Origin of the sequence: Streptomyces sp. A0642 (assembly GCF_004795105.1) — a bacterium.
Lineage (GTDB): Bacteria > Actinomycetota > Actinomycetes > Streptomycetales > Streptomycetaceae > Streptomyces.
Genome location: NZ_SSBL01000023.1, coordinates 100,590 through 124,472, shown reverse-complemented (window position 1 = coordinate 124,472; position 23,883 = coordinate 100,590). Strand labels below are relative to the sequence as shown.

Here is a 23,883-nt window from a genome sequence, read left to right as displayed (position 1 = left end):
GCGCGGGGGCCGCAGGGGCGTGCGGCTGAGGGGCTACGGGTGCGTGTGCCAGCGCCTCGGGCCCGGGGACGTACCCCATCGAGGGGCCCGGCCCGGTGGTGGCGTACGACGCACCGCGCTCCAGCCGGTCCAGCCTGGCCTGGAGGGATCGCTCGTCGTCGAAGGCCGCGGGCAGCAGGACCCGGGCGCAGATGAGCTCGACCTGGAGCCGCGGCGAGGTCGCGCCCCGCATTTCCGTGAGGCCCTCGTTGACCAGGTCGGCGGCGCGGCTCAGCTCGGCGGCGCCGAAGACGGACGCCTGGGCCTGCATCCGCTCGACGACATCGGCGGGTGCGTCGATGAGTCCCTTCTCGCCGGCGTCCGGCACGGCGGCGAGGATCACGAGGTCACGCAGCCGCTCCAGGAGGTCGGCGACGAAGCGGCGCGGATCGTTGCCGCCCTCGATCACCCGGTCCACGACCTCGAAGGCCGCCGCCCCGTCGCCCGCCGCGAAGGCGTCCACGATCGAGTCGAGCAGGGAGCCGTCCGTGTAACCGAGCAGGGACGTCGCCATGGCGTACGTCACACCTTCGTCGCCCGCACCGGCCAGCAGCTGGTCCATGACCGACATCGAGTCACGCACGGACCCGGCCCCGGCCCGCACGACGAGGGGGAGCACCCCCTCCTCGACGTAACTCTTCTCCTTGTCGCACACCTCGGCGAGATACTCGCGCAGCGTCCCCGGCGGCACGAGCCGGAACGGGTAGTGATGGGTACGCGACCGGATGGTGCCGATGACCTTCTCGGGCTCCGTGGTCGCGAAGATGAACTTCAGGTGCTCCGGCGGCTCCTCGACGACCTTCAGCAGGGCGTTGAACCCCGCCGAGGTGACCATGTGCGCCTCGTCGATGATGTAGATCTTGTAACGACTCGACGCCGGCCCGAAGAACGCCTTCTCCCGCAGGTCACGGGCGTCGTCCACACCACCGTGCGAAGCGGCGTCGATCTCGATCACGTCGATCGATCCCGGCCCGTTGCGCGCGAGGTCCTGGCAGGACTGGCACTCCCCGCAGGGCGTGGGCGTGGGCCCCTGCTCACAGTTCAGACAGCGGGCGAGGATGCGCGCGCTGGTCGTCTTGCCGCAACCGCGCGGCCCGCTGAACAGGTACGCGTGATTGACCCGGTTGTTCCGCAGGGCCTGCTGCAGCGGGTCAGTGACATGCTCCTGACCGATGACCTCGGCGAACGACTCGGGGCGGTAGCGGCGGTACAGCGCAAGGGACGACACACCTACGAGGTTATCGGGGCGGACTGACAACCGGCCCCGTCCAAGCGCACCACCGGCTGCGGGATACCTCACCCCGGCGAGCCCGGGCGTCGTCGCGGACCGCCCCCGGACATACAAGGGCCCCCCACGCACCCGCCAGAGCCAACCTACCCTTGCTGCCTTCCGGCCCTGGGGGAGTTCAGTCAGATAGCGCCACGTGAGGGGCTGACGCCCACCTTAGCCGATCCCCACCCCCGCAAGTCCACCTCCCCCACCCCCGGGCGCCCCTCCGAGACCGCCCGCGGAGCGCCGGAGCGGAACGGGTTCGCGAGCACTCCTCAACGTCTTGTATTGTTTGCCGCGGAGGATTCGCCTAGTGGCCTAGGGCGCACGCTTGGAAAGCGTGTTGGGGGCAACCCCTCACGAGTTCGAATCTCGTATCCTCCGCCATTGCTCTCACCGGGCAATACGTCGAAGGCCCCGACCGGGAAACCGGCCGGGGCCTTCTGCGTTCTCCGGGCGCGAGGGTCACGCGGCAGCCCTGTCGGGGTCTGGCGCGGCGGCTGTGCGCGGGCGTGCCTGGGGGCCCGACGTCACCTCGGCCCCCAGGCACGTCGTGCCCTGGGCGGGGATCAGCGGCACAGGGCGGTGTCCACCGCGCGTTCGAGATTCCTCCGGGCCGCCTCGCCGGTGAGCTGCAGGGTGACCGCGACGTTGACGGCTCGGCCGTCGTCGGTGACGCCGCCGCGGGTCTCGTACCCCGGGAAACTGCCGCCGTGGCCCCAGGCCAGGCCGCCGCACGGCAGCGGCCTGCTGACGAGCCCCAGGCCGTAGCGGGCGCCCGGGCCGAAAGTCGCTTCGGCGGGGACGGTGGAGCGCATCTGCGCGAGCTGGGCCGCGGGCAGGAGGCGGCCGGCCAGGAGCGCGGTGAAGAAGCGGTTGAGGTCGGAGTTGGTGGAGATCATCTGCCCTGCCGCCCAGCCCCAGGAGGGGTCCATCTCCGTGATGTCGCGCAGGGACGTCTCCGGCGGCTCCTGGTAGTAGCCGTGGGGGTGCGGCTCCCGGATGCTCGCGTCACCCGGGGCGGGGAAGTAGGTGTGGCGCAGTCCGGCGCGTCGGACGACGCGCCGGTCGATCTCGTGGGCGAGGGGGCGGCCGGTGACCTTCTGGATGATCAGGCCGGCGAGCACGTAGTTGGTGTTGCTGTACTTCCAGCTCTTCCCGGGGGCGAACTCGGCCGGGTGCCCGAGGGCCTTGGCCACCAGTTCACGAGGGTCGTAGTACCGGACGTCGTCCCCCAGGTCGTTGGTGTAGTCGGGGAGCCCGCTGGTGTGCTGGAGGAGCCGGCGGACGCTGATGTCCCGTCCGTCGATGCCCTTTCCGCGGACGAGACCGGGCAAGTAGGTGTCGACGTCGGCGTCCAGGTCCACTTTCCCCTCCGCCACGAGCTGGAGCACGACGACGGCCACGAAGGCCTTGGTATTGCTGCCGATCCGCACCTGCCCGTCGACGGGCACGGGCCCACCTGTGGCCAGGTCACCGAGCCCCGCGGTGTAGGTCCGGGTGCGGCCGCCAGGTCCCTTGACGCTCGCCAGCGCGGCGGGCGTCCCGCCGTCGCGCACCAGAGCGTTCAGGCTCTGCTGGACGGCGTCCGGCCCGGCGGCGGCCGAGGCGGCGGGCGGCACGAGGGCCCCCAGGGTCATCGCACCGATGGTCACCGCGGCTGCGGCGGCCAGTGTCTGTCGCCGCGTGCCGTGCGGTCGGCCCGCCCAGCGCAATACGCGCCGCTTCTGTCCACGCATGGGTCCACTCCCGAGAAATCGCCGGATCGTCGTTCGGATTGCTGGTCACTGGTCGCCGGTTGTCGGTCGTCGGGCGTCCAGTTGGGGGTCGCTGGTCGCCGGTTGTCGCTCGCTGGCCAACCAGTTGGGGGCGCTGGCCCCTGGTCGTCAGTTGTGGGTCGCTGGCCGCCGGGGGCGTGTTCAGCCGCACAAGGCCCTGTCCACGGCGTCGTTCACGTGCCGTGCGGCCGTCCCGTCCGTCGGGATGCTGGTGACGGCGACGTTGGCGGCGCGGCCGTCGTCGGTGACGCCGCCCCGGGTCTCGTAGCCCGCGATGTCACCGCCGTGGCCCCAGTAGACGCCGCCGCACGACAGGGGCCTGCTCGTGAGTCCCAGCCCGTAGCGGAGGCCGGAGGTCCCGGCGGGGACGGTCGTGCGCATCTCGGCGAGCTGGGCCGCCGGGAGGAGGCGGCCGCCGAGGAGCGCGGCGAAGAAGCGGTTGAGGTCGGAGTTGGTGGAGACCAACTGGCCTGCGGCCCAGCCTGCGGAGGGATCCATCTCCGTGAAGTCGCGCAGGGGTCCGTCCGCCGGGCTGCGGTGGTAGCCCCGGGGGTGCGGCTCCCGAAGGGTCATCTCGCCGGGGGCGGGGAAGTACGTGTGGCGCAGGCCGGCGCGCTTGATGATGCGCCGGTCCATCTCCTCGACCAGAGGGCGGCCGGTGACCTTCTGGACGATCAGGCCGGCCAGGACGTAGTTGGTGTTGCTGTAGCCCCAGGTCTTCCCGGGAGCCGCGTCGGCCCGGTGCCCGAGCGCGAGGTCGAGCAGCTCGCGGGGCTCGAAATAGCGGTTCCTGATCTCGTCGTCGTCGAGGTGGACGCCGTAGTCCGGGAGTCCGCTGGTGTGCTGGAGGAGCTGGCGGACGGTGATACGCCGCCCGTCGATGCCCTCCCCCCGGACGAGGCCGGGCAGGTAGGTGTCCACGAAGGCTTCGAGGTCGATCTTTCCCTCGCCGACGAGCTGCAGCACGACGACCGCCGTGAACGCCTTGGTGTTACTGCCGATCCGCACCTGGCCGTCCCTGGGCACCTTCGAGCCGGCGGCCAGGTCGCCGACTCCCGCGGTGTAGGTACGGGTGCGGCCGTTCCGGTCCTTGACGCTCGCCAGCGCGGCGGGCATCCCGTCCACGCGCACCAGTGTGTTCAGGGCCCGCTGCACGGCGTCCGGACCGGCGGCAACACCGGTCGGGGCAGCGGAATCGGAGGCGGCGGGCGGGGCGAGGGCGCCCAGGGTCATGACGCCGATGGCCACAGCGGCCGCCACCGACACGGCTTTCCGCCGCCGGCCGCCCTGCCGGGCCGGAGAACCGAGGCTCTGCCCTGTCCGAGTACGCATGAGTCAACTCCTGGGAGATCGTTTCGTCGAGGGACGATCGTTGCTTCCAGGGCCCTCCGGCCGCATCGCGGGAAAGCGGGAAAAGTCGCTCCCCCGAACGGGGGAGGCCGCAGGGGGGCGGCCCGGCGATACTGGCGATCATGAACAGGGGAATTCGGCTGCTGCTGCGCGGCTCCACGTACTCAGGTGTGCTGTTCGCCTATGGCGGGGCGTTGGCGAGCCTTCCGCTGCTGCCCTTCGCCCTGTTGCCCGCGCTGTCGTGGCGATCCGCCCCCGAGAGCGTGCAGTTCGCCGCGGTGCTGCTGGTCTGGGCGGCACTGGTCGGCGCGGTCGGACTGGCGCGTCCCGTACGGCGGGCCCTCGTCGTCTCCGCCCGTCGGCTGCTGCAGGTCTCACTGCCGAACCCGGCAGCAGCTCGCGGGACCTCCGTTCCGCTCGGCCTCGACCGCTGGCGGACCCCGCTCTGGATGGTGCTGCACGCAGCCGTCGGATGGACGGGGGCACTGGCGAGCGGGGTGCTGTTCCTCATGGGCCTCTCCCTGCCCATGAACTGGCTCGGCGGCGAGGTACGGGCGAGCCTGTTCGGCACGTCGGTCCGGGTCTCGGGCGGATGGAGCTGGGTGGCGGCTGCCGCTTGCGTCCTGCTGGCGGCAGGCGTCTGCGTACTGGTCACGAAAGCCCTGCGGTGGTCGGCACCACGGTTGCTGGGGCCGTCGGCGGCCGAACGGCTCGCGCTGGCTGCCGAGCGGGAACTGCTGCTGGCCGAACGCAACCGGATCGCCCACGAGTTGCACGACTCCATCGGGCACACGCTGACAGCGGCCACCATCCAGGCGGCGGTGGCGGGCGAGGTCCTCTCCACCGATCCGGCCGCGGCACGGGCCGCCATGCGCAGCATCGAGGACTCGACGCGGACCGCGTTGGAGGACCTGGACTACGCGCTCGGAGTGCTGCGCGAGGAGCAGTCCGGCACGGCGCCGACCCGGACCCTGGCCGGCCTCCCCGAGCTGCTGGAACGCCTGCGGCACACGGGGGCGGTGGTGGAACCGGAGCTGTCGGGTGATCTGGAGCAGGTGCAGGGAACGCTCTCCCGGGCGGCCTACAGGATCCTCCAGGAGGGGCTGACGAACGCGCTGCGCCATGGGGCGGGCGGCCCCATCGAGGTCCGGGTGGCGGCCGGACCGGACGGACTGGACCTCGCGGTGGTCAACCGGACCGGAGCGCGGACCGGACCGGACCGGGGGTCCTTCTCGACGTCCGGCCATGGCCTGCCCGGCCTGGCCGAGCGCGTCCGGCTGCTGCACGGCGAGTTCGCGTCCGGCGCGGACGGGACGGGGCACTGGCGGCTGGCCGTCCGGCTGCCGGTGCGGGCGTCGGCGTGAGTGGAACCGACGCGGACAGAGGCGTGGCCCCTCCCCCACACGCCGGCCCCGCCGTATCCCTCCTGGTCGCGGACGACGACGAGGTGACCCGCAGCGGTCTGAGCATGCTGCTCGCCGCTCAGCCGGGGATCTCGGTGCTCGGCGAGGCCGCCGACGGCCTCGAGGCGGTCGAACGCGCGCTGAGGCTGCGACCGGACGTGGTTCTGATGGACGTCCGCATGCCCCGTTGCAACGGGATCGACGCCACACGCCGGCTGCTGGCCGAAGCGGCCGACCCGCCGAAGGTCGTGGTGATCACCACCTTCGAGAACGACGGTTACGTCACCGCCGCCCTCAGGGCTGGTGCCAGCGGCTTCCTCCTCAAACGGCTCCCGGTCCGCCGGATCGCCGAAGCGATCCGGGTGGTGGCGGCAGGCGAGGCGATTCTCTTCCCGGCCGCACTGGGCCGCATGGTCGCCGCCCGCCCGCTGGTCTCCGCGGAGGCCCTGCCGCAAGCCGCCCTGACCGGCCGGGAGGAGGAGGTACTGCGCCTGATGGCCACGGGTCTCTCCAACCCGGAGATCGCGGAGTCCCTCACGGTGAGCCTGGAGACGATCAAGACCCACGTGGGGAACGTACTGACCAAGCTCGGTGCGCAGAACAGGACCCATGCGGTGGTCATCGCCTACGAGTCCGGTCTGGTGGTCCCGGGCTTCGCCGGCTGACCGGTGTCCGCTCCTCCTCACGGCCGTCCGCAAGGATCGCCGGTCCGGGTTCCGGTCCCGGTCTCCGCCACCTCGCACGCCGGGGTGGCGCCCAGCCGAAGCCGTCTCCCCTCACAGGGGAGCCGTCGGGTGGGAGGGCAGTGCCCGAGAACCCGAGCGGCGACTCCTCCCAGCGCCCCGCCCCGAGCGGCGACTCTTGTCAGCGCCCCGCCCCCGCGAGTGCCGGGAGTCGAGCGGTGCCTGCGCGTCGCACTGCGGGCGGGTCGGGCCCGGTGCCGAGCCGGGCTGCGCCCTTGGTTGTCAGTGCCCGGTGACAGGATCGGAGGGTGCTGATCAAGGGGTACGAGGATGGCCCGCTGGTCGCCGGCGAGGCCCTGCCGGCGCGCCGGGGCTTCTGGTCGAATCACCTTCTGGCGATGTGCAGTGACGGGGCATGCACCGAGCGCCCGGTTCCGGAGTGGTTCGGCGAGGACGGCGCCGATGCCGACGCGATGTCCGAGGTCCTCTTCGATCCCGACCACTGGCCGACGTTCCGAGTGCCGGCCGAGGACGGTCCCGGAGTTGTGGTGATCTACCGAAACCTGGTCGGCGACCAGGGCACCGACTACCTCCTCACCCACCCGGGCACAAGCCACGCCCAGCAGATCGCCGGCTGGGAAGGAGATTTCCCGGGGACCGGCCTGACGTGGCAAGAACTGGTCCGCCTCGCGGACGGCCCTTCCGCCGCGACCGCAGGAATCCAGGACGAGTCCGCTCGCCTGCTGCTCGCCCTCCCCCTCCTGACGGACATGGATCTGCCGGAGACGGCCCCGGCACGGATCGCCGCCGCACTGACCGCGGTCGGCGCGCCGCACGAGACCGCCTCGACCGCGGCGAGGCACCTGCTTGCCCATCTGGAGAGAAGGCCCCGCCATGATTCCACGTGGGAGTCCCCCCTGAGCGGCAGCTGAACGCAGGTCACCCCACGGCCTCCTCCGCCGGGGCGGACCGGCGCCCTGCGGGGTGCCCGGTGGCGCGGACAGCCCGGATGGTGCACGAAATGTTGGCTGCCCCGACCGCCCCCGGTGACGCTGGGCGGGACGCCGCCGGCACCAGCGAGCGCGGACGGATCCGCGCCGGCCCCGGTGTGACAGAGGGAGCCAATTCATGAGGGTCATGCTGCGAGCCCAACTGGACACCCAGCTCGCGAACGAGGCGATCAAGAACGGCAGCCTGCCGAAGATCATGCAGTCGCTCACGGAGCAGCTCAAGCCGGAGGCGGCGTACTTCGGGCCCTGCGAGGGAAAGCGGTCCTGCACGTTCGTCTTCGACATGCAGGACAGTTCGCTCCTGCCCTCCATCGCCGAGCCTCTCTTCGAGAGCCTGGGCGCGAAGATCGAGATCCAGCCGGTCATGAACACCGAGGACATGCAGAAGGGCCTCGCCGCGCTGCGACAGGGCTGATCCGGGCCGAAAGGGCCGGCGTGGGCACTTCACCACCGCTCACGCACGAGCCGGGGCAGGAGTGGCCGGCACCGGCACTCCACCGCCGGTCAGGCGCGGCATCCACCGGACCCCCGGACGCCCCTATGAAAGCGTTCTGACGCTCCTGGACCGCCTCACCTCCGCCCAGCCACGCCCGTGCCCGGCCCGACCGCGGCTGACAGCGTGCAGCCGCAGGCGGGCGGGAGTGGCCGGGCGGTCCGGGGCTCTACGCGTCCGGGGCTCTACGCGTCGGAGAGCAGCGGATCGTACGGCGTCGAACGCTGACGACCGGACATGAAGGACAGGAAGTCCCGAACGAACGCGCTTCGGGAGTAACGGCCTTCGGCATCCAGGACGGACCGTCCGAAGCCTCTCCTGAACAGGGCCCGGTACTCGTCGGCGTCGATGAACTGATCGCCGTTCGCGTCGGTGGCGTCGAAGAGGGTTTCGGCGACCCTGATCAGCGCCGGCCCCGCGAGGGACGGGGCTGCGGCCACGTACTCCTCCTCGCTCACCCGTCCGTCCCCGTCGGTGTCCAGAGCCGCCTGGAGTTCCCTCCACCACGCGGCGAAGGCGTCGTACAGGCGGGTCTCCTCCGGCTCGTCCAGATCGAGACGGGAGCAGAGCTCCCGGGCCATGGCGGCAAGATCGGGCCAGTCCAGAGAGCCGTCCCCGGTCTGGTCCAGGACGTCGGTGAAGAACGCGCGGGCGCCTCGCCGGCTCTCGTCCCCGTCCGGACCGTCCGTGGCGCGCGGTTGTGGCGGCACCGGTGAGATCAGCCGGAAGAGCGCCCCGGCCCGCTTCGTCCGGTCGCGCAGAGTGGTGAGGGTCTCGGCCCAGGGGCCGTCGCCGTCGGGTGACAGATTGAGCAGACCGACGACGTTGTCCGCCTGGAGCCAGTTGTCGGGCAGGGCCCGGGCCAGACGGGCCGCCATGTAGGCGCCCTGCATCAGCGTCTGCGCACCGGGGACCTCCGGCAGGCCTGCCCTGCGGCGGAAGACCTCGGGGAGGGACGCCACGGTGACGGTGCCGATGACCGGCCCGGCGAGCGCACGACCGGCCGCCCAGACCGTGGGCATGCCGGCGAACAGCGGCGGTGCCGGCAGATGCTCGAAGAGCCTGTAGAGGATGATGCGCAGCGCCTCCGTGCTCTGCAGTTCCTCCGCGACCATGCGGTCGTAGTACTGCCAGAACTCGGGCAGAGTGGGCGGCAGATGCCCTGCACGGTCCCCCAAGGCCGCCAGGAACGCCTGGAATTCGGCGTAGAGCCGCTCCATGGCTTCCTGCTCCAGCGGCTGTCCGCTCAGCCGGCACATGGTGACCGAGCTTTCGAAGAGCGTCGCGACCACCCACGCCCGCACCTCGGGGTCCATCGCGTCGTAGGGCTGGTTCCTGGCATCCGTACCGCTCAGCCGCGCGTGCATACGGTTGAGCCGTGCCGCCTCCCTCCGCCGAACCTCTTCGTCGGCTCCGAACATGCGCTGCAGGCTCACGAGGGTGTTGTTCAGCCGTCGCCACGGGTGCACCACGAAGGAGGAGTTGTCGGCCAGCGCCGCGCCGATCTGCGGGTGGGCGGCTTCCAGCACGGTGGCTCTGACGACGGCCAGGGCCCAGCGGGGATCGTTGAAGAAGCGGTGGAACTGCGAACCGGGGCCGAACAGGGATCCGGCCGGTGGTTCGGTGGTCTCGTGGCCGTCGCCTTCGTACGGAATCCCGGTACCGGGCCCGGCCTGCGCGACGTGGCTGCTGTCCGCGTCCTTCACCTTTGAGGTCCTCCCCTCGCTTGCGGTGCCACCCCGCCGAAGCGGCGGTCGCGGCGCCGGTACTCGTGCAGGCACTCCAGAAGGTGCGCCGCACGGAAGTCGGGCCACAGCACCGGCGGAAAGATCCACTCGGCGTAGGCCACCTGCCAGAGCATGAAGTTGGAGATGCGCTGTTCACCGGACGTACGGATCACGAGGTCCACGTCAGGCGTGTCGGGGACGGGCAGATGCGCGGCGAAGCACGCCTGGTCGACGGCGTCGGCAGGCACTCCGGCGCGAATGAGGGAGCGTGCAGCGGCGACGATGTCCTGACGCCCTCCGTGGTCGAACGCCACGGTCAGCGTCATGCCCCGGTTGGCTTCGGTGAGCGTCATCAGGTCCGCGAAGTCCCGGGCGAGAGGCCCTGGAATTCTCGGGTCCTCGGCTCCCAGGAGCCGGCACCGGATGCCCCGTGCGTGCAGCAGCAGTGCGTGTTTGCGCACCACGCGACGGACCAGACGCATGAGGAAGTCGATCTCCTCGCCCGGCCGCCGCCAGTTCTCGGTGGAGAAGGCGTACAGGCTGAGCCATTCGACCCCCGCCGACCGTGCCGCCTCGATGACGTCGATCACCGTCGCCTCCGCCGCACTGTGCCCGGAGGTACGCGGAAGGGAGCGCTGCTGCGCCCATCGCCCGTTCCCGTCCATCACGCACGCGACATGCCGGGGCACCGGCCGCTGCCTTTCCCCGCCCGGCACGCGGCCCTGCGGCTGCACCGGAACCGAAGGGGAAAAGGGGCCCTCCGGGGGCGGGCCAGGGCCACCGAACGGCATCCCCCTCGCCTGCGCCTGCCCGGACGGCCCTGCCGCTCTGGAAGTCATCGAAGCGCCCCCTCGACCCGCGTCCGCAGGTACCGGGGCGGGATGACGCCTCCCCGGTGATCCTGACCTTGAGCAGCGTGCCCATGCAGGGGCCCGGACGCACCGTGATGCGGGCTTGTTCACCCGTCGCACGTCAGTCGGAGCGGCTCGATCGAGCCGGAGTCCCGCCCCTTACCCGCTCTGACCTGACTCAAGGATGCGGAGTTCATGATTCCTTCACGAGTACTCCATCTGGGCGATACCGTTCTCCTCGTGTGCGGCGGATTGCGCTGCGTCACGGATCAACACATGCTGCCGCCAGGGCGCCACCCGACACGGCGGCGCGTCTGGGGGACTGTATGCGCGAGATGACCAAGGGTGCCAACGTCGGCCTGGCAGACCTCAGCGACGACGCCGGATCGGTCATCGCGAGTCTGAGCTGGAGCAGCACCACAGGGGACGGCGACGCCGATGTGTCCGTCCTGCTGCTGGACGGCGTAGGCAAGGTCCGCAGCGACTCGGATTTCTTCTACTACAACAACCCGGCGGCGGCCGACGGCAGCGTGCAGCTGCTGGGAAAGACCCCGACCGACGGCGGCAGCGAGGACCGCATCAGCCTCGATCTGACCGCCGTGCCCGCTGATGTGGAACGCATCGTGGTGGCCGCGAGCCGTTACGGCGGGTCGCGGTTCGGTGATCTCGAGGATCTTCGGATGACGGTGTCCGACCGCACCGGAGACGTGCTTTTGGGGTTCTCGATCGCGGATGCCGGGGTGGAGAGCGCCTTCCTGTTCGGCGAGCTGTACCGGCGCGGCACGGAGTGGAAGTACAGGGCCATCGGACAGGGGTACGAGACCGGACTGGCCGGCCTCGCCACGGACTTCGGCATCGATGTCGACGACGACGAGGGAGAGGCCGAGGGCCCGAGCGAGAGCACGGTGGCGGGGCGGGTTGTGGAGGCGCCCGAGGCCCAGGCTGTGCCCGCACTCGGTGAGGATGCGGCGCCGCCCGTCGTCCAGGATCCCGCCCCCGTGCCACGGCAACCTGTCCGCGAAGCCGGAAGTCCGGCGGCCGGGCCAGAGGGCACGGGTACAGGAAGTCCGGCGTCCGGAGCAACGACTTCGGATCCGGTTGCCGCCCCGCCCAAGCGCGCCCGCGGCCCCCGCACCGCGAAGAAGAAGGTGACCCTCCCGGCCGTCGTCAAGAAGTCGCTGGCCGAAAACGACGCGTGGAGCGCCGCACGGCTCTTCCCCGCCCCGACGCTCAAGAGCGACAAGGAGCGGGAGGTCCGGGCCACCTCCGTGCTGCTATCGGTCATGGCCCAGGTTCCGGAGTTCGGGCGACGGCTGACGGCGGGTTTCGGCGCTCCGGCCGGCCGCATGGAGACCTTCACAGAGGTCTCGCTCCCCCACGGCGACACCCCCAAGCGCCCGGACGGCGTGATCCGGGTCGAGCGGGCGGGAAAGCTGTGGACCGCCCTGGTCGAGACGAAGACGAACGGGAACGTACTGCGTTCGGAGCAGGTCCAGAACTACATGGACATCGCCGCCCGGCGCGGGTACGAGGCCGTGATCACGCTGTCCAACGACGTGGCCCTGGAGGGCAGTCCCCTCGTCGACGTCAAGACGGACGGCCGGCGCAAGCACAAGGTCGCGTTGCGGCACCTGTCCTGGGCCGAGGTGGCCCATCAGGCACACATGTTGATCCGGCACGAGGGCGTCGGCAACGCCGCCCACGCCTGGCTCCTCCAGGAGCTCCTGCACTACCTCCAGCATGAGAACTCCGGCTGCCACGGCTTCCAGAACATGGGCCCCTCGTGGATCCCCGTACGCAACGGCATCGACACGGAGACACTCAGCCAGGGCGACGCGCGTGCCGTCGAGGTCGTGGAGAGCTGGGAGCGCCTCATCCGTCAGGTCTGTCTGCGGCTCGGCGGTGAGCTGGGCCAGAAGACGCTTCCCGTCCAGCGCGCCCAGCGCGGCACCACTCCGCAGTCGCGACGGGCGGCACTCGCCGACCAGCTGTGCGAGGAGGGCCGGCTCACCGCCGGCTTGCGGGTCGAGGACTCGCCCGGCGTCATCACGATCGTCGCCGACCTTCGGACCGGGAAGCTGCGCACCTCGGTGGAGATCCCGGCGCCGGAAGGCGCGTACCCCCTCGCCTCCGCCAAGCGGCTGATGCGGCAGCTGGCCGATGCGCCGGCCGACCTCCACGTCGAAACGCTGCTCGACGGCCGCAGCGGTCCGCGCGGCACGCTGGAGCGGCTCCGTCCGGAGCCCGGCGACATGCTTCCCGCCGACGGCAGCCGGATCACCGGCTTCCGGCTCTCTCTCTTCAAGGGCATGGGCCTCTCCCGCGGCAACGCCGAGTCGGGCTTCATCCGCAGTGTCGATGATGCCGTCGACCGGTTCCACGCCCATGTCATCGCGCATCTTCCCGCGGCAGACCGCCGCACCGCACGCCGACCACAGGAGGGTACGAAGGGGGCGGCATCGGAGGGCGCGCACGTAGCAGCGCCTGCATCGGCGGTTGCGGCCGACGCCCCGGTGCCCGCCTGAACCCGAAAAGCGTCACCCCGGCGTCCGTCCCTCCTGGGCCGTTCCGGGAGTTCTCGGGGTGTCCGGGAAAGATCTGCGGCGCGGTGTCGAGATCCGCCGCCCCGCTCCGACGTCCCCTGTGAGAGTCGCCCGCGAGGGGCGGCAGGGACGCATCGAGGAGCGGAACCATGAAGTACCTGGTGATGGTGCAGGGCTCACAGGCCGATTACGAGGCGATGCGCGGGAACGCGTCCGCCGGCAGTCCGGCCTGGAGCGAGGAGGACGTGCAGGCCATGTTCGGGTTCATGGGCGCGGTCACCAACGATCTCGCCGAGTCGGGTGAGCTCATCGACGCCCAGGGCCTGGTCGAACCGGCGAAGACCCGGCTCGTCACCGCGGGCGAGGACGGCCGGCCGGTGATCACCGACGGTCCGTACGGGGAGACGAAGGAAGTGCTCGCCGGGTACTGGGTCCTCGAATGCGAGAGCCTGGAGCGGGTCACCGAGGTCGCCGCGCGCGTCACCCGGTGCCCGGCGCCCGCGGGCGCGCCCGTCCGTCCGGTGGTCATCCGGGCCATCGACAGCGGTGGGGGCGATGTGTGAGCGGAGGCGGTGCGTGAGACGGACCACCGAGGTCGAGGACCTGCTGCGGCTGCACGCCCCGCAGGTCCTCGGCGCGCTGGTGCGCCGGTACGGGCACTTCGACCCGGCCGAGGACGCGGTGCAGGAGGCCCTGATCGCCGCCGCGCGGCAGTGGCCCGGGCAGGGGGTGCCCGACAATCCGCGGGGCTGGCTGATCAAGGTCGCCTCCCGGCGCCTCGTGGACCGGCTCCGCAGCGACGCCGCCCGGCGCGTGCGGGAGGAGGAGGCGGCCGCGCTCACGCCGCGGGACGCGTTCACCGCGCCGGCGCCCGACGCGTCCGTGCCGGGGGGTGGCCGGGGGCCCTCCGAGGACGACACCCTCACCCTTCTCTTCCTGTGCTGCCATCCGGACCTGGCCCCGGCCGCGCAGGTCGCCCTGACGCTGCGGGCGGTCGGCGGGCTGACCACGGCCGAGATCGCCCGGGCGCATCTGGTGCCCGAGGCGACGATGGCGCAGAGGATCAGCCGCGCGAAGCGGAGGATCCGGGGCGCCCCCTTCGTCCAGCCGGTACCGGCCGACCGGGACAGGCGGCTGGCGGCCGTGCTCCAGGTGCTCTACCTGATCTTCAACGAGGGTTACACGGCCACCTCGGGGCGGTCCCTGCACCGCGCGGGGCTGGCCCGGGAGGCGATCCGGCTGACCCGTGCGGTGCGCCGGCTGCTGCCCCGGGACGGCGCGGTGACCGGGCTCCTGGCGCTGATGCTGCTGACCGATGCCCGCAGCGCCGCCCGCACCGGCGCGCACGGCGAGCTGATCCCCCTGGACGAGCAGGACCGCACCCGCTGGGACCGGGCGGCCGTCGCCGAGGGCCTCGCCCTGGTCGAGGAGGCACTGGGTGAAGGCCCTGCCGGGCCGTACCAGGTGCAGGCGGCCATCGCGGCCCTGCACGACGAGGCGGAGCGCGCCGAGGACACCGACTGGCCGCAGATCCTGGCGCTGTACGACGTCCTCGTACGGATCGCCCCGGAGCCGATGGCCGCCCTGAGCCGCGCCGTCGCCGTCGCCATGGTCCACGGGCCGCGGGCCGGGCTGGCCGAGGTCGACGCCCTCGCGGAGCGGCTGGCGGGCCACTACCGCCTGGACGCCGTCCGCGCCCACCTGCTGGAACGGGCGGGGGACACGGAGGGCGCCCGCGCCGCCTACCGTTCGGCCGCCGCCAAGACCCTGAGCCTCCCGGAGGCCCGCTATCTGTACGGGCGCGCGGACCGCCTCGGCCGCTGACGGACCTCGTCTCCTCTCCGGGACGCCAGGGAAGCGACGAAAACGGCGCGGAAGGTCGGCAAACGGCTGCAAACAGTCGCACGGGCGGTGGTGCCACTGGCCGTCGCCCGTCCGGCTCGCAATCATCGGGTCCATGACCAACAGTCACCAGGGCCAGGACATCACCCTCCGGATCGCTCAGCAGCCGGAGGCGGACGAGCTTCTCGCACGCAGCCCGCTCGCCGCCCTCGTCGGCATGCTGCTGGACCAGCAGGTGCCGATGGAGTGGGCGTTCTCCGGCCCGTACGCACTGGCGCAGCGGATGGGAGGGGACGATCTGGACGCCCATGAGATCGCCACGTACGACCCCGAGGCCTTCGTCGCGCTCTTCACCGACAAACCCGCCCTGCATCGCTACCCGGGTTCGATGGCCAAGCGGGTGCAGCAGCTGTGCCAGTACCTGGTGGCGCAGTACGACGGCGAGGCGAGTGCGGTGTGGACCGGCGCCACCACCGGCGCAGACCTGCGGAAACGGCTCAACGCCCTGCCCGGGTTCGGCACCCAGAAGGCGCAGATCTTCCTGGCGCTCCTGGGCAAGCAGTTCGGGGTCCGCCCGCCGGGCTGGCGGGAGGCGGCGGGACCGTACGGAGAGGAGGGCTCGCACCGTTCGGTCGCCGACATCACCGGCCCCGAGTCGCTGGCCGAGGTCCGCGCCTTCAAGCAGGAGGCCAAGCAGAGCGCGAAGGCCGCGAAGGCGGCGGCCAAGGGAAGGTGAGCCCCGCCGGGGCCTGCCGCTCGCGCGCCCCGCGCCCTCGTCCCTCGCGAGCGCGCCCCGCGCCCTCGTCCGTCACGGCCTCAATTCCGGAATGGGCGCCCATATGCCTCCCCGGCCGGCGTCGCAGTCACCCGCCATGGCTGCGCCCGGAGGCCCTTGACCGGTAGGCTTTCCGTGTGATCTTCAAGCGCATCGGAAATGGACAGCCCTATCCCGACCACGGCCGGGAAAGCACCCGGCAGTGGGCGGATGTCGCGCCGCGCCCGGTCCGCCTCGACCAGCTCGTCACCACCAAGGGCCAACTGGACCTCGAAACGCTCCTCGCCGAGGACTCCACGTTCTACGGCGACCTGTTCGCGCACGTCGTGAAGTGGCAGGGCGACCTCTATCTGGAGGACGGGCTGCACCGCGCGGTCCGCGCCGCGCTCCAGCAGCGCCAGGTCCTGCACGCCCGCGTGCTCGACCTCGGCTGAGGCGCCGCACCGGTCACGACCGGCTGCCGCCGGGGTCGGCCGGGCACCGAGGGGCACTGACGGGGGTCGTTCGGGTGCTTTCGTACTCGGACGGGTGCGATCCGTCGATCATCAAATAGTCATCATCACCAGGTCGCACTACGCTTCGTCCATGAGCATGCTCACTCCCCCCGGCATGGGCGGAAAGTACCGCATCACGGGTGACAAGTACCCGCGTATGCGGCGCCCCCGCCGCCGCAGCAAACTGGTCCTCGCGACCGTCGCCTCCGTGGCCGCCCTCGGGCTCGCCGGATGGGGCACGCTGCAGCTCATCGATGTCTTCACGGGTGGCGACAAGCAGGCCAGTGCCGCCGACCGCAAGGCGGACTGCCCGAGCGCCAAGGCGTCCGCGCCCGCGCCCGCGAAGATCCTGCCGAAGCCCGCCAAGATCACGGTCAACGTCTACAACGCGACCCCGCGTGGCGGACTGGCCAAGGCGGCGGCCGACGAGCTGAAGAAGCGCGGCTTCACCATCGGCAAGGTGGGCAACGCCACCGCCGCGTACGACAAGAAGGTCCCCGGCACCGGTCTGCTGCTGGGCGCCCCGACCGCGGCCAACGGCACGTTCCCCGTACTCGGCACGCAGTTGCCCGGAGCGGCGACGAAGACCGACGCACGCAAGAGCGGGGACGTCGATCTGATCATCGGCACGAAGTTCAAGGCGTTCAGCACCCCGCAGGCGGCCGCCACCGCGCTGACCGCGCTGACGAAGCCGGCCCCGGCACCGTCCTCCTGCTGAGGCCCGCACCGGGCGGCCGGACGCGACGCCCCGGGTGCTCCTGGACGGCACGCGGCGGACGGGCCTGACACGGCCCTGCCCCGGGGCAGGGCAGGAGCGCCCGGACGAACACGTCGGCCACGGGACTCCCGGAGCGCCCGGACGAACACGACGGCCGGGACTCCCGCAGTGCCCCGACGAACACGACGGCCGGGGTGCTCCTGGAGCGCCCCGGCCGTCGCCGTCCCACATGCTGCTGACCGCTATCCGGCGGTGCCGTACATCCGGTCCCCCGCGTCGCCCAGGCCCGGCACGATGTAGCCGTTCTCGTTGAGCCGCTCGTCGACCGAGGCGGTGACCACGGTGACCGGCGTCCCCGCCAGCTCGCGCTCCATCACCTCGACGCCCTCGGGCGCCGCGAGCAGCACGACCGCGGTGACGTCGTCCGCACCCCGCTTGATCAGCTCCTGGATGGCCGCGACCAGGGTGCCGCCGGTGGCGAGCATCGGGTCCAGGACGTACACCTGGCGGCCCGAGAGGTCCTCCGGCATACGGGTCGCGTAGGTGGACGCCTGGAGCGTCTCCTCGTCGCGGATCATGCCCAGGAAGCCCACCTCGGCGGTCGGCAGCAGGCGCACCATGCCGTCGAGCATGCCGAGACCGGCCCGCAGGATCGGCACGACCAGGGGCCGCGGGTGCGACAGCTTCACGCCGGTGGTGGCCGTCACCGGGGTCTCGATGTCGACCTGTTCGGTGCGCACATCGCGGGTGGCCTCGTACGCGAGCAGGGTGACCAGCTCGTCGGCGAGGCGCCGGAAGGTCGGGGAGTCGGTGCGCTTGTCGCGCAGGGTGGTGAGTTTGTGCGCGACCAGCGGGTGGTCGACGACGTGGATCCGCATGGCACCAACAGTAACCGCGCGGCCCGTGCCCGTGCGCTGGCATCAACCGCACCTTCGGAGGGAAGGTGGGGGCATAAGGACCCAGCCTGGGGGTGATGAGCCGATGCCGGACGGGGCGAAGCAGCAGCGGGGCGGCCCGGACCCGCAGGAGGCGCAGGACGCGCCGGAGACAGAGGCGCAGGACGCGCCGGAGACAGAGGCGCAGCGACGCAGACGCCGCGCCCAGTTCCTCCGCGAGCTCAACGAGGCCAAGGCGCTCCGCGACCGGGTCCAGCCGCGCCGGGTCAAAGCCGCCAGAATGCGCCAGGCCATGCGGATGCGGACGTTCCGCTGGTAGGCGTCCGACCGCCGGAGAAACCCCCAGGTGGCGGCGTCGGAGAGAACTGATGGCCGACGCAACGGCGGAACTGCTCTCGCGGAGCCCTCGTATCTGCCACGATTCCGATGGGCGGGACGCAGGGCAGCCGGAGCACCGACTGCCTCCCGCCGGACCGACACACCCAGGGTCTTTCGTTGGGATCGGACTCCGCTGCGTGATCCGGCCCGATCCGAACGAGAGCCTCTCAGACAGTGGGAGAGTCACGGTGTACTTCGCCGCACTGCTCGCGCGCACCGAAGACGGGTGGGAAGCGAGCGACACGGAGCTGGACGATGTGGAGACCCTGTCCGACCTGACGGATCTGGCCCGTGACGCCTCGATGGACGAGGACACGGTGCTCGTCTACATCGAGCAGGAGGACGCCTGGTTCGGCGTCGTCCGGGTGGACGGTGAGGAGGACCCGCGCATCTTCGTCTCCAACGCCTCCGCAGCCGCCCGCTCCTCGTACGGGGAGATCCTGCTCACCGATGAACTGCTCGGCCGCGAACCCGAGGCCGAGGACTCGATCGCCGCCCTCGAGGAACTCGTCGGCCTCGACGGTACGGAGGACGGCGAACCCGGACCCCCCGGCCATTCCGACACCGACACCGACCACGCCACCGACGACGATGACGACGGGCCGGACGCCGACGCCGTACCGGCCGGTCCGCTCGGCGACACCGGGGTGCTCTCCGACCTCGGGCTGCCCGAGGCGGAGCTGCTGATGCTGCGGACGGACGCCCTGGCGGAGATCGCGGACGCGCTGGGAGCGGCCGAGGTCCTGGAGACCGTCCGTTAGGGTCCGCGGGTGACCGAAGCACCGCACCCGCACGACCCGTCCCCAGCGCAGCACCCCTTGCACGATCCCGTACGGGACCCGTGGCGGGCGCCCATGCGCCGCGCCCTGGACGAGGCCGCCCGGGCGGCGGCGGCCGGCGATGTGCCGGTCGGCGCCGTCGTCCTCGCCCCGGACGGCGCACTGCTCGCCACGGGCCACAACGAACGTGAGGCGACCGGCGACCCCACCGCGCACGCCGAGGTCCTCGCGCTGCGCCGGGCCGCCGCCGCCCTGGGCGCGTGGCGGCTGTCCGGATGCACCCTCGTCGTCACCCTGGAGCCCTGCACGATGTGCGCGGGCGCCCTGGTGCAGTCCCGCGTGGGCCGGGTCGTCTACGGCGCCCGGGACGAGAAGGCCGGAGCGGCCGGCTCCCTCTGGGACGTCGTACGGGACCGCCGGCTCAACCACCGCCCCGAGGTGATCCACGGCGTCCTGGAGACGGACTGCGCGGCGCTCCTGACGGCCTTCTTCCGCGACCGCTGACCTGCGCCCACGGCATCGCCGCGGTCGTGCGGGGAATCGGATTTCGACGGACGGCCGAGATGGTCTAAGCTCTCTCTCGGTAGCGTGTCCGAGCGGCCGAAGGAGCTCGCCTCGAAAGCGAGTGTGGGGAAACTCACCGAGGGTTCAAATCCCTCCGCTACCGCTCTTATGAAGGGCCCGACGCACAGCGTCGGGCCCTTCGAGTTTTCCGCCCGTGCCGCTGGCGGCCGTGCCGCTGACGCTGACGCCCGGCCGATCGCGCCCGTACCGGCGCCGCCCGCACCGCTGGCTCCCGGAGCGGGGCCGCCCGGCCGCAAGCGCCCGGCCGATTCCGTCCGGCCGGCGTGCGGCGGGTACGACAGTGGCCCCGGGTCCGACGGCGGTCGGGTCCGGGGCCATGGCCGTGGATGCAGGTCGGGGGAGGCGGCATCGGGGGGACAAGCCGCCTCCCCCGGTGAGAACAGGACCTGCCGGTCCTTGCCGCGATCGGGGGAGGCCGCGGCGGGACCCACAGTGAGGTCCTGTTCCTCGCCCCTCGGATTCCTGCCGAATCCGCTGGGCTCACCTCCATCCTGCCGCGGCGCACAAGCCGCGCGGGCGGGCAAAGGGCCCCGATCGCCGGGTCCTTGGTCCTTAAAGACCGCATGAGTGATCGGAAACAACAGGCCGATACGGCCATACGTGCGGATAGACTCGCCCGACCGCACAGGGGATCGAAGGGGAGTCAGGGGCTGATGGTGCAAGCGAAGAAGATCGCTCTCTACGTGATAGTCGTCTTCGTGCTGTACACGATCATCACGTCCCCCGCCCGGGCCGCCGACCTCGTCCAGGTAGGGTTCGAAGGCGTTTCGGACGCCGCACAGGGCGTCGGCGACTTCATGTCCGAGCTCGTGAAGTAGGAGTAACCCCATGATCCGCCATCTGGTCCTGTTCAAGCTGAACGACGGCGTCGAGCGGGACGATCCGCGGGTCGTCGCGGGCGCGGAGGCCTTCCGGGGGCTGGCGGACAAGGTGCCCGGGCTGGAGTTCTGGGAGTGCGCCTGGAACATCACCGACCGGCCGATCGCCTACGACTTCGCCATCAACTCCGCCGTCGCCGACGAGGCCGCGCTCAAGAGCTACATCGAGCATCCGGCCCACCAGGCCGCCGCCGCGCAGTGGCGTGAATTCGCCACCTGGGTGATCGCGGACTACCCGTTCTGACGGCTTCGGCCCTGCGAGCCCCTCACCATGGCGGTGAGGGGCTTTCTTTGTGTTTAAACCGATTCGAGGTCAACACGGCGCTATGGGGTGCTTGCACATAGTGGACATGTCTTGTGATGCTATGACCGCTTTTGACGGATGAGTTGACCGAAGTTGACCGCGAAGGGGTGGCGTCACCGTGCCGGCCAGTACAGCGCCTCAAGTGCCTCCCCAGACCGTCCAGGCGGCCCAGCCGATCCAGGCGGGCCAACCGGTCCGGACGGCCCAGGCCGCCCAGACCGCGACCGCCCGGACGGTCCAGACCGCACAGACCGCACAGGCGGTCCAGACGATCCAGACCGAGACGCCCGACGACACCGTCGCACCCGCCAGGACCCGGGGCGCCGACACCAGGGCGCTCACCCAGGTCCTCTTCGGCCGGCTCCAGGGGCTGGAGCCGGGCACCGCGGAGCACGGGCGGGTCCGGGCGGCGCTGATCGAGGCGAACCTGCCTCTCGTGCGGTACGCCGCCGCGCGGTTCCGGAGCCGCAACGAGCCGATGGAGGACGTCGTCCAGGTCGGCACGATCGGCCTCATCAACGCCATCGACCGGTTCGACCCCGAACGCGGGGTCCAGTTCCCCACCTTCGCGATGCCGACCGTCGTCGGTGAGATCAAGCGGTACTTCCGGGACAACGTGCGGACCGTCCACGTACCGCGCCGGCTGCACGAGCTCTGGGTCCAGGTCACCGGTGCCACCGAGGACCTGACGACCGCCCACGGCCGCTCCCCCACCACCGCGGAGATCGCCGCGCGGCTGAAGATCTCCGAGGACGAGGTGCTGGCCTGCATCGAGGCGGGCCGCTCGTACCACGCGACCTCGCTGGAAGCCGCCCAGGAGGGCGACGGGCTGCCCGGCCTGCTGGACCGGCTCGGCTACGAGGACCCGGCCCTGGCCGGCGTCGAGCACCGCGACCTGGTCCGGCACCTGCTCGTACAACTGCCCGAACGCGAGCAGCGGATCCTGCTGCTGCGGTACTACAGCAATCTGACGCAGTCCCAGATCAGCGCCGAACTCGGAGTCTCCCAGATGCATGTGTCAAGACTCCTGGCCCGAAGTTTCGCCCGACTTCGATCCGCAAACAGGATCGAAGCGTAGCTGGATCGGGTAGACCGGTCCTGGAGCAATCCGCGCGCGCCAAAAGCCGCACACCCCTTGTTAACTGGGCGTACACCCCCAGAACTTGTCGACAAGTCACTACAGCGTGTTGCCGACATGTGACATTCTGCGGGAACCGCGTTTGCCGCTGCCTCCCCTCCGGTATTCAGGTGGAGGCAGCGTTCCTCCGATGGTCGCGGCCACCGCGACCGTCCGCGACCTCAAGGGGGTGGCATGTCCGCAGAACAGGGCAGCTCGAAGGTGCTCACGCTCACGAAGAGCGCACCCGCACCCGTTGTGCTCACCAGCTCGTCGGAAGCCATCGACACCCGCACGCTGTCCCGCTCCCTGTTCCTGCGGCTCGCCGCGCTGGGCCCCGCACCGGGCCCGGATGGAACGGACACTCCGGAGCGCGCCTATGTGCGGGACACACTCATCGAGCTCAACCTGCCGCTGGTGCGTTATGCCGCGGCACGGTTCCGCAGCCGCAACGAACCCATGGAGGACATCGTCCAGGTCGGCACGATCGGCCTGATCAAGGCGATCGACCGGTTCGACTGCGAACGCGGAGTCGAGTTCCCCACGTTCGCGATGCCCACCGTCGTCGGTGAGATCAAGCGCTTCTTCCGCGACACCTCGTGGTCGGTGCGGGTGCCGCGCCGGCTCCAGGAGCTGCGGCTCGCCCTCACCAAGACGAGCGACGAGCTCGCGCAGAAGCTCGACCGCTCGCCGACCGTGCCGGAGCTGGCCAAGGCGCTCGGAGTCTCCGAGGAGGACGTCGTCGACGGCCTGGCCGTCGGAAACGCCTACACGGCCTCCTCGCTGGACTCGCCCTCGCCCGAGGACGACGGTGGCGAGGGCTCGCTGGCCGACCGGCTGGGCTACGAGGACGCGGCGCTGGAGGGCGTCGAGTACCGCGAGTCGCTCAAGCCGCTGCTGGCCAAGCTCCCGCCACGCGAACGCCAGATCATCATGCTGCGGTTCTTCGCCAACATGACCCAGTCGCAGATCGGCGAGGAGGTCGGCATCTCGCAGATGCACGTCTCGCGTCTGCTGACCCGCACGCTCGCCCAGCTCAGGGAGGGGCTCATCGCCGACTGATCCGGACACCCCGCTCAGGGGTTCCGAATTGACTAACCGTCAGACACACTGTCGCGATGCGACGTCAGACGTTCGGCCGGCCCGGCCGCCGGGGCACAGCGATCGCCGCCTCGGCGGCCGTGCTGTGTCTGGGCGGCGTCCTGGCGGGCTGTGGAGACGGGGCGGGCGACGGCTACACGGCGGTCGGCGCGGCCGCGGCGGGCCGGGGCCGGTCGCCCTCCGGCGCGGTGGCGCCCTCGGGGAAGGTCACTCTGATCCCGCTGGACGGGGCCGGTGACGGAGGCGGGAAAGGGGCGGGGGAACCTTCGGGCGGCTCGCCGTCGCCCGGATCCTCGGCCGGCGCCTCGGCCGGTGCCACCGCCGGCGCCTCGGCGCGGGACGGCGGTACGGGAGCTTCCGGGGGTGCCGGTACGGCGCCCGCACACCCCGGGGCGTCCGGGCGCCCGGCAGGGACTCCGGCGGCCCCAGGAGCCCGTCCCACGAGCGGTACACCGCCGAGGAGCTCCGGTCCGTCGGGCGGCTCCGCGAACTCCACGCCGCCCGACGCCCCCGCGTCCCCGTCCGCGCCCGGCTCACCCGCCCCCGCCGGGCCCGCCGTCGTCGTGGCCGGCGTGCCCGTGCGCGCGGCGGCGGACGAGCGGTGGTGCGAGAAGGTGACCCTGGAATTCCGCAACACCGGCGGTTCACCGGCACGCTCGGGCACCGTCACGTTCGCCACGCACATCATCGGCGCGCTGGGGATCGACTGGGCGACCCGGGAATCGACAGCGCCGCTGCCCGTGCCGATCGGCGCGGGAGCGGCGCGGAAGAGGACGTACACCGTCTGTGTGGACGCCTGGCGGGTGCCCCTGGGCATGCGGGTCGAGACCCGGGACGTGACCGCCGTCTGGAAGTGACGGGGGACTGCG

The 23,883-nt window shown here is 71.5% G+C and carries 24 protein-coding genes, 2 tRNA genes and 1 other RNA gene; 20 read left to right on the top strand and 7 right to left on the bottom strand.

Annotation, left to right across the window (positions count from 1 at the left end; genetic code table 11):
- Together E6R60_RS29375 and ffs are read right to left on the bottom strand one after the other, a co-directional pair.
- Window positions 1-1,267 (bottom strand): DNA polymerase III subunit gamma and tau (locus E6R60_RS29375; protein ID WP_136329707.1); only part of this gene is annotated, 1,267 nt, incomplete at its 3' end.
- A gap of 112 nt (window positions 1,268-1,379) precedes the next feature.
- Window positions 1,380-1,476: signal recognition particle sRNA small type (gene ffs / locus E6R60_RS29370), an RNA gene on the bottom strand.
- 132 nt (window positions 1,477-1,608) lie between these two features.
- On the opposite strand from ffs, the gene E6R60_RS29365 reads away from it, so the two are divergent.
- Window positions 1,609-1,696 (top strand) — tRNA-Ser (locus tag E6R60_RS29365).
- 182 nt (window positions 1,697-1,878) lie between these two features.
- Here the strand turns inward: E6R60_RS29365 and E6R60_RS29360 are convergent.
- Both E6R60_RS29360 and E6R60_RS29355 read right to left on the bottom strand, forming a co-directional pair.
- Entirely contained in the window at window positions 1,879-3,048 is a 1,170-nt protein-coding gene (locus E6R60_RS29360) for a serine hydrolase domain-containing protein (protein ID WP_136329706.1), read from the bottom strand.
- 180 nt (window positions 3,049-3,228) lie between these two features.
- Complete coding sequence (locus E6R60_RS29355; RefSeq protein ID WP_240802719.1) at window positions 3,229-4,419, bottom strand: beta-lactamase family protein; 1,191 nt, start codon at window positions 4,417-4,419, stop codon at window positions 3,229-3,231.
- 140 nt (window positions 4,420-4,559) lie between these two features.
- Between E6R60_RS29355 and E6R60_RS29350 the strand changes: the two genes are divergently transcribed.
- The 4 genes from E6R60_RS29350 to E6R60_RS29335 all read left to right on the top strand — a co-directional run bounded on the left by E6R60_RS29350 (window position 4,560) and on the right by E6R60_RS29335 (window position 7,948).
- Window positions 4,560-5,801, top strand: a complete 1,242-nt coding sequence (locus E6R60_RS29350) for a histidine kinase (protein WP_136329705.1) — start codon at window positions 4,560-4,562, stop codon at window positions 5,799-5,801.
- Between the two features lie 23 nt (window positions 5,802-5,824).
- On the top strand, window positions 5,825-6,505 hold the full coding sequence (locus E6R60_RS29345; RefSeq protein ID WP_240802718.1) for a response regulator transcription factor: 681 nt from the start codon (window positions 5,825-5,827) through the stop codon (window positions 6,503-6,505).
- A gap of 326 nt (window positions 6,506-6,831) precedes the next feature.
- Window positions 6,832-7,455: a hypothetical protein gene (locus E6R60_RS29340; RefSeq protein WP_136329703.1), complete on the top strand. Its 624-nt coding sequence runs from the start codon at window positions 6,832-6,834 to the stop codon at window positions 7,453-7,455.
- A 196-nt stretch (window positions 7,456-7,651) separates the two neighbouring features.
- Complete coding sequence (locus E6R60_RS29335; RefSeq protein ID WP_136329702.1) at window positions 7,652-7,948, top strand: DUF3303 family protein; 297 nt, start codon at window positions 7,652-7,654, stop codon at window positions 7,946-7,948.
- A gap of 263 nt (window positions 7,949-8,211) precedes the next feature.
- On the opposite strand, the gene E6R60_RS29330 is transcribed toward E6R60_RS29335, so the two are convergent.
- Both E6R60_RS29330 and uppS read right to left on the bottom strand, forming a co-directional pair.
- Window positions 8,212-9,681 carry an oxygenase MpaB family protein gene (locus E6R60_RS29330; protein WP_136329726.1) on the bottom strand — a complete coding sequence of 490 codons (1,470 nt, stop codon included), beginning with the start codon at window positions 9,679-9,681 and terminating at the stop codon, window positions 8,212-8,214.
- 47 nt (window positions 9,682-9,728) lie between these two features.
- Window positions 9,729-10,442, bottom strand: coding sequence for a polyprenyl diphosphate synthase (gene uppS / locus E6R60_RS29325; RefSeq protein ID WP_276614064.1), 714 nt, complete (start codon window positions 10,440-10,442; stop codon window positions 9,729-9,731).
- 497 nt (window positions 10,443-10,939) lie between these two features.
- Between uppS and E6R60_RS29320 the strand changes: the two genes are divergently transcribed.
- The 6 genes from E6R60_RS29320 to E6R60_RS29295 all read left to right on the top strand — a co-directional run bounded on the left by E6R60_RS29320 (window position 10,940) and on the right by E6R60_RS29295 (window position 16,976).
- The gene (locus tag E6R60_RS29320) at window positions 10,940-13,129 is read left to right on the top strand and encodes a TerD family protein (RefSeq protein WP_136329724.1); all 2,190 of its coding nucleotides are present in this window, start codon (window positions 10,940-10,942) and stop codon (window positions 13,127-13,129) included.
- A gap of 167 nt (window positions 13,130-13,296) precedes the next feature.
- Window positions 13,297-13,710, top strand: coding sequence for a YciI family protein (locus E6R60_RS29315; RefSeq protein WP_136329701.1), 414 nt, complete (start codon window positions 13,297-13,299; stop codon window positions 13,708-13,710).
- A 13-nt stretch (window positions 13,711-13,723) separates the two neighbouring features.
- On the top strand, window positions 13,724-14,971 hold the full coding sequence (locus E6R60_RS29310) for a DUF6596 domain-containing protein (protein WP_240802717.1): 1,248 nt from the start codon (window positions 13,724-13,726) through the stop codon (window positions 14,969-14,971).
- Between the two features lie 133 nt (window positions 14,972-15,104).
- On the top strand, window positions 15,105-15,725 hold the full coding sequence (locus tag E6R60_RS29305; RefSeq protein WP_136329699.1) for an HhH-GPD-type base excision DNA repair protein: 621 nt from the start codon (window positions 15,105-15,107) through the stop codon (window positions 15,723-15,725).
- A gap of 176 nt (window positions 15,726-15,901) precedes the next feature.
- The gene (locus E6R60_RS29300; RefSeq protein WP_136329698.1) at window positions 15,902-16,198 is read left to right on the top strand and encodes a type II toxin-antitoxin system VapB family antitoxin; all 297 of its coding nucleotides are present in this window, start codon (window positions 15,902-15,904) and stop codon (window positions 16,196-16,198) included.
- 175 nt (window positions 16,199-16,373) lie between these two features.
- Window positions 16,374-16,976: a LytR C-terminal domain-containing protein gene (locus E6R60_RS29295; protein ID WP_136329723.1), complete on the top strand. Its 603-nt coding sequence runs from the start codon at window positions 16,374-16,376 to the stop codon at window positions 16,974-16,976.
- Between the two features lie 242 nt (window positions 16,977-17,218).
- On the opposite strand, the gene upp is transcribed toward E6R60_RS29295, so the two are convergent.
- On the bottom strand, window positions 17,219-17,854 hold the full coding sequence (gene upp, locus E6R60_RS29290) for a uracil phosphoribosyltransferase (RefSeq protein ID WP_136329697.1): 636 nt from the start codon (window positions 17,852-17,854) through the stop codon (window positions 17,219-17,221).
- 103 nt (window positions 17,855-17,957) lie between these two features.
- Between upp and E6R60_RS29285 the strand changes: the two genes are divergently transcribed.
- The 9 genes from E6R60_RS29285 (at window position 17,958) to E6R60_RS29245 (ending at window position 23,871) form a co-directional block, all read left to right on the top strand.
- Window positions 17,958-18,191, top strand: a complete 234-nt coding sequence (locus tag E6R60_RS29285; protein WP_136329696.1) for a hypothetical protein — start codon at window positions 17,958-17,960, stop codon at window positions 18,189-18,191.
- 247 nt (window positions 18,192-18,438) lie between these two features.
- Window positions 18,439-19,011 carry a hypothetical protein gene (locus E6R60_RS29280; RefSeq protein WP_136329695.1) on the top strand — a complete coding sequence of 191 codons (573 nt, stop codon included), beginning with the start codon at window positions 18,439-18,441 and terminating at the stop codon, window positions 19,009-19,011.
- Window positions 19,012-19,104: 93 nt separating this feature from the next.
- The gene (gene tadA / locus E6R60_RS29275; RefSeq protein WP_240802722.1) at window positions 19,105-19,533 is read left to right on the top strand and encodes a tRNA adenosine(34) deaminase TadA; all 429 of its coding nucleotides are present in this window, start codon (window positions 19,105-19,107) and stop codon (window positions 19,531-19,533) included.
- A gap of 78 nt (window positions 19,534-19,611) precedes the next feature.
- Window positions 19,612-19,696 (top strand) — tRNA-Ser (locus E6R60_RS29270).
- 571 nt (window positions 19,697-20,267) lie between these two features.
- Window positions 20,268-20,432, top strand: a complete 165-nt coding sequence (locus E6R60_RS36855; RefSeq protein WP_168713694.1) for a hypothetical protein — start codon at window positions 20,268-20,270, stop codon at window positions 20,430-20,432.
- A gap of 10 nt (window positions 20,433-20,442) precedes the next feature.
- Window positions 20,443-20,736, top strand: a complete 294-nt coding sequence (locus tag E6R60_RS29265) for a Dabb family protein (protein ID WP_136329694.1) — start codon at window positions 20,443-20,445, stop codon at window positions 20,734-20,736.
- Window positions 20,737-21,067: 331 nt separating this feature from the next.
- Window positions 21,068-21,874 (top strand): RNA polymerase sigma factor SigF, encoded by an 807-nt coding sequence (locus tag E6R60_RS29255; RefSeq protein ID WP_136329721.1) that lies wholly within the window; start codon window positions 21,068-21,070, stop codon window positions 21,872-21,874.
- A gap of 234 nt (window positions 21,875-22,108) precedes the next feature.
- Window positions 22,109-22,975: an RNA polymerase sigma factor SigF gene (locus tag E6R60_RS29250; protein ID WP_136329693.1), complete on the top strand. Its 867-nt coding sequence runs from the start codon at window positions 22,109-22,111 to the stop codon at window positions 22,973-22,975.
- A gap of 56 nt (window positions 22,976-23,031) precedes the next feature.
- Window positions 23,032-23,871, top strand: a complete 840-nt coding sequence (locus tag E6R60_RS29245) for a hypothetical protein (RefSeq protein WP_136329692.1) — start codon at window positions 23,032-23,034, stop codon at window positions 23,869-23,871.
- Window positions 23,872-23,883 lie beyond the last annotated feature (12 nt).

Coding starts and splice junctions, on each gene's coding strand:
- E6R60_RS29250 (WP_136329693.1), top strand. CDS start 22,109: ATGTCCGCAGAACAGGGCAGCTCGAAGGTGCTCACGCTCACGAAGAGC.
- E6R60_RS29285 (WP_136329696.1), top strand. CDS start 17,958: ATGCCGGACGGGGCGAAGCAGCAGCGGGGCGGCCCGGACCCGCAGGAG.
- E6R60_RS29320 (WP_136329724.1), top strand. CDS start 10,940: ATGACCAAGGGTGCCAACGTCGGCCTGGCAGACCTCAGCGACGACGCC.
- E6R60_RS36855 (WP_168713694.1), top strand. CDS start 20,268: ATGGTGCAAGCGAAGAAGATCGCTCTCTACGTGATAGTCGTCTTCGTG.
- E6R60_RS29305 (WP_136329699.1), top strand. CDS start 15,105: ATGACCAACAGTCACCAGGGCCAGGACATCACCCTCCGGATCGCTCAG.
- E6R60_RS29245 (WP_136329692.1), top strand. CDS start 23,032: ATGCGACGTCAGACGTTCGGCCGGCCCGGCCGCCGGGGCACAGCGATC.
- E6R60_RS29355 (WP_240802719.1), bottom strand. CDS start 4,419: ATGCGTACTCGGACAGGGCAGAGCCTCGGTTCTCCGGCCCGGCAGGGC.
- E6R60_RS29335 (WP_136329702.1), top strand. CDS start 7,652: ATGAGGGTCATGCTGCGAGCCCAACTGGACACCCAGCTCGCGAACGAG.
- E6R60_RS29295 (WP_136329723.1), top strand. CDS start 16,374: ATGGGCGGAAAGTACCGCATCACGGGTGACAAGTACCCGCGTATGCGG.
- upp (WP_136329697.1), bottom strand. CDS start 17,854: ATGCGGATCCACGTCGTCGACCACCCGCTGGTCGCGCACAAACTCACC.
- E6R60_RS29315 (WP_136329701.1), top strand. CDS start 13,297: ATGAAGTACCTGGTGATGGTGCAGGGCTCACAGGCCGATTACGAGGCG.
- E6R60_RS29265 (WP_136329694.1), top strand. CDS start 20,443: ATGATCCGCCATCTGGTCCTGTTCAAGCTGAACGACGGCGTCGAGCGG.
- E6R60_RS29350 (WP_136329705.1), top strand. CDS start 4,560: ATGAACAGGGGAATTCGGCTGCTGCTGCGCGGCTCCACGTACTCAGGT.
- tadA (WP_240802722.1), top strand. CDS start 19,105: ATGCGCCGCGCCCTGGACGAGGCCGCCCGGGCGGCGGCGGCCGGCGAT.
- E6R60_RS29360 (WP_136329706.1), bottom strand. CDS start 3,048: ATGCGTGGACAGAAGCGGCGCGTATTGCGCTGGGCGGGCCGACCGCAC.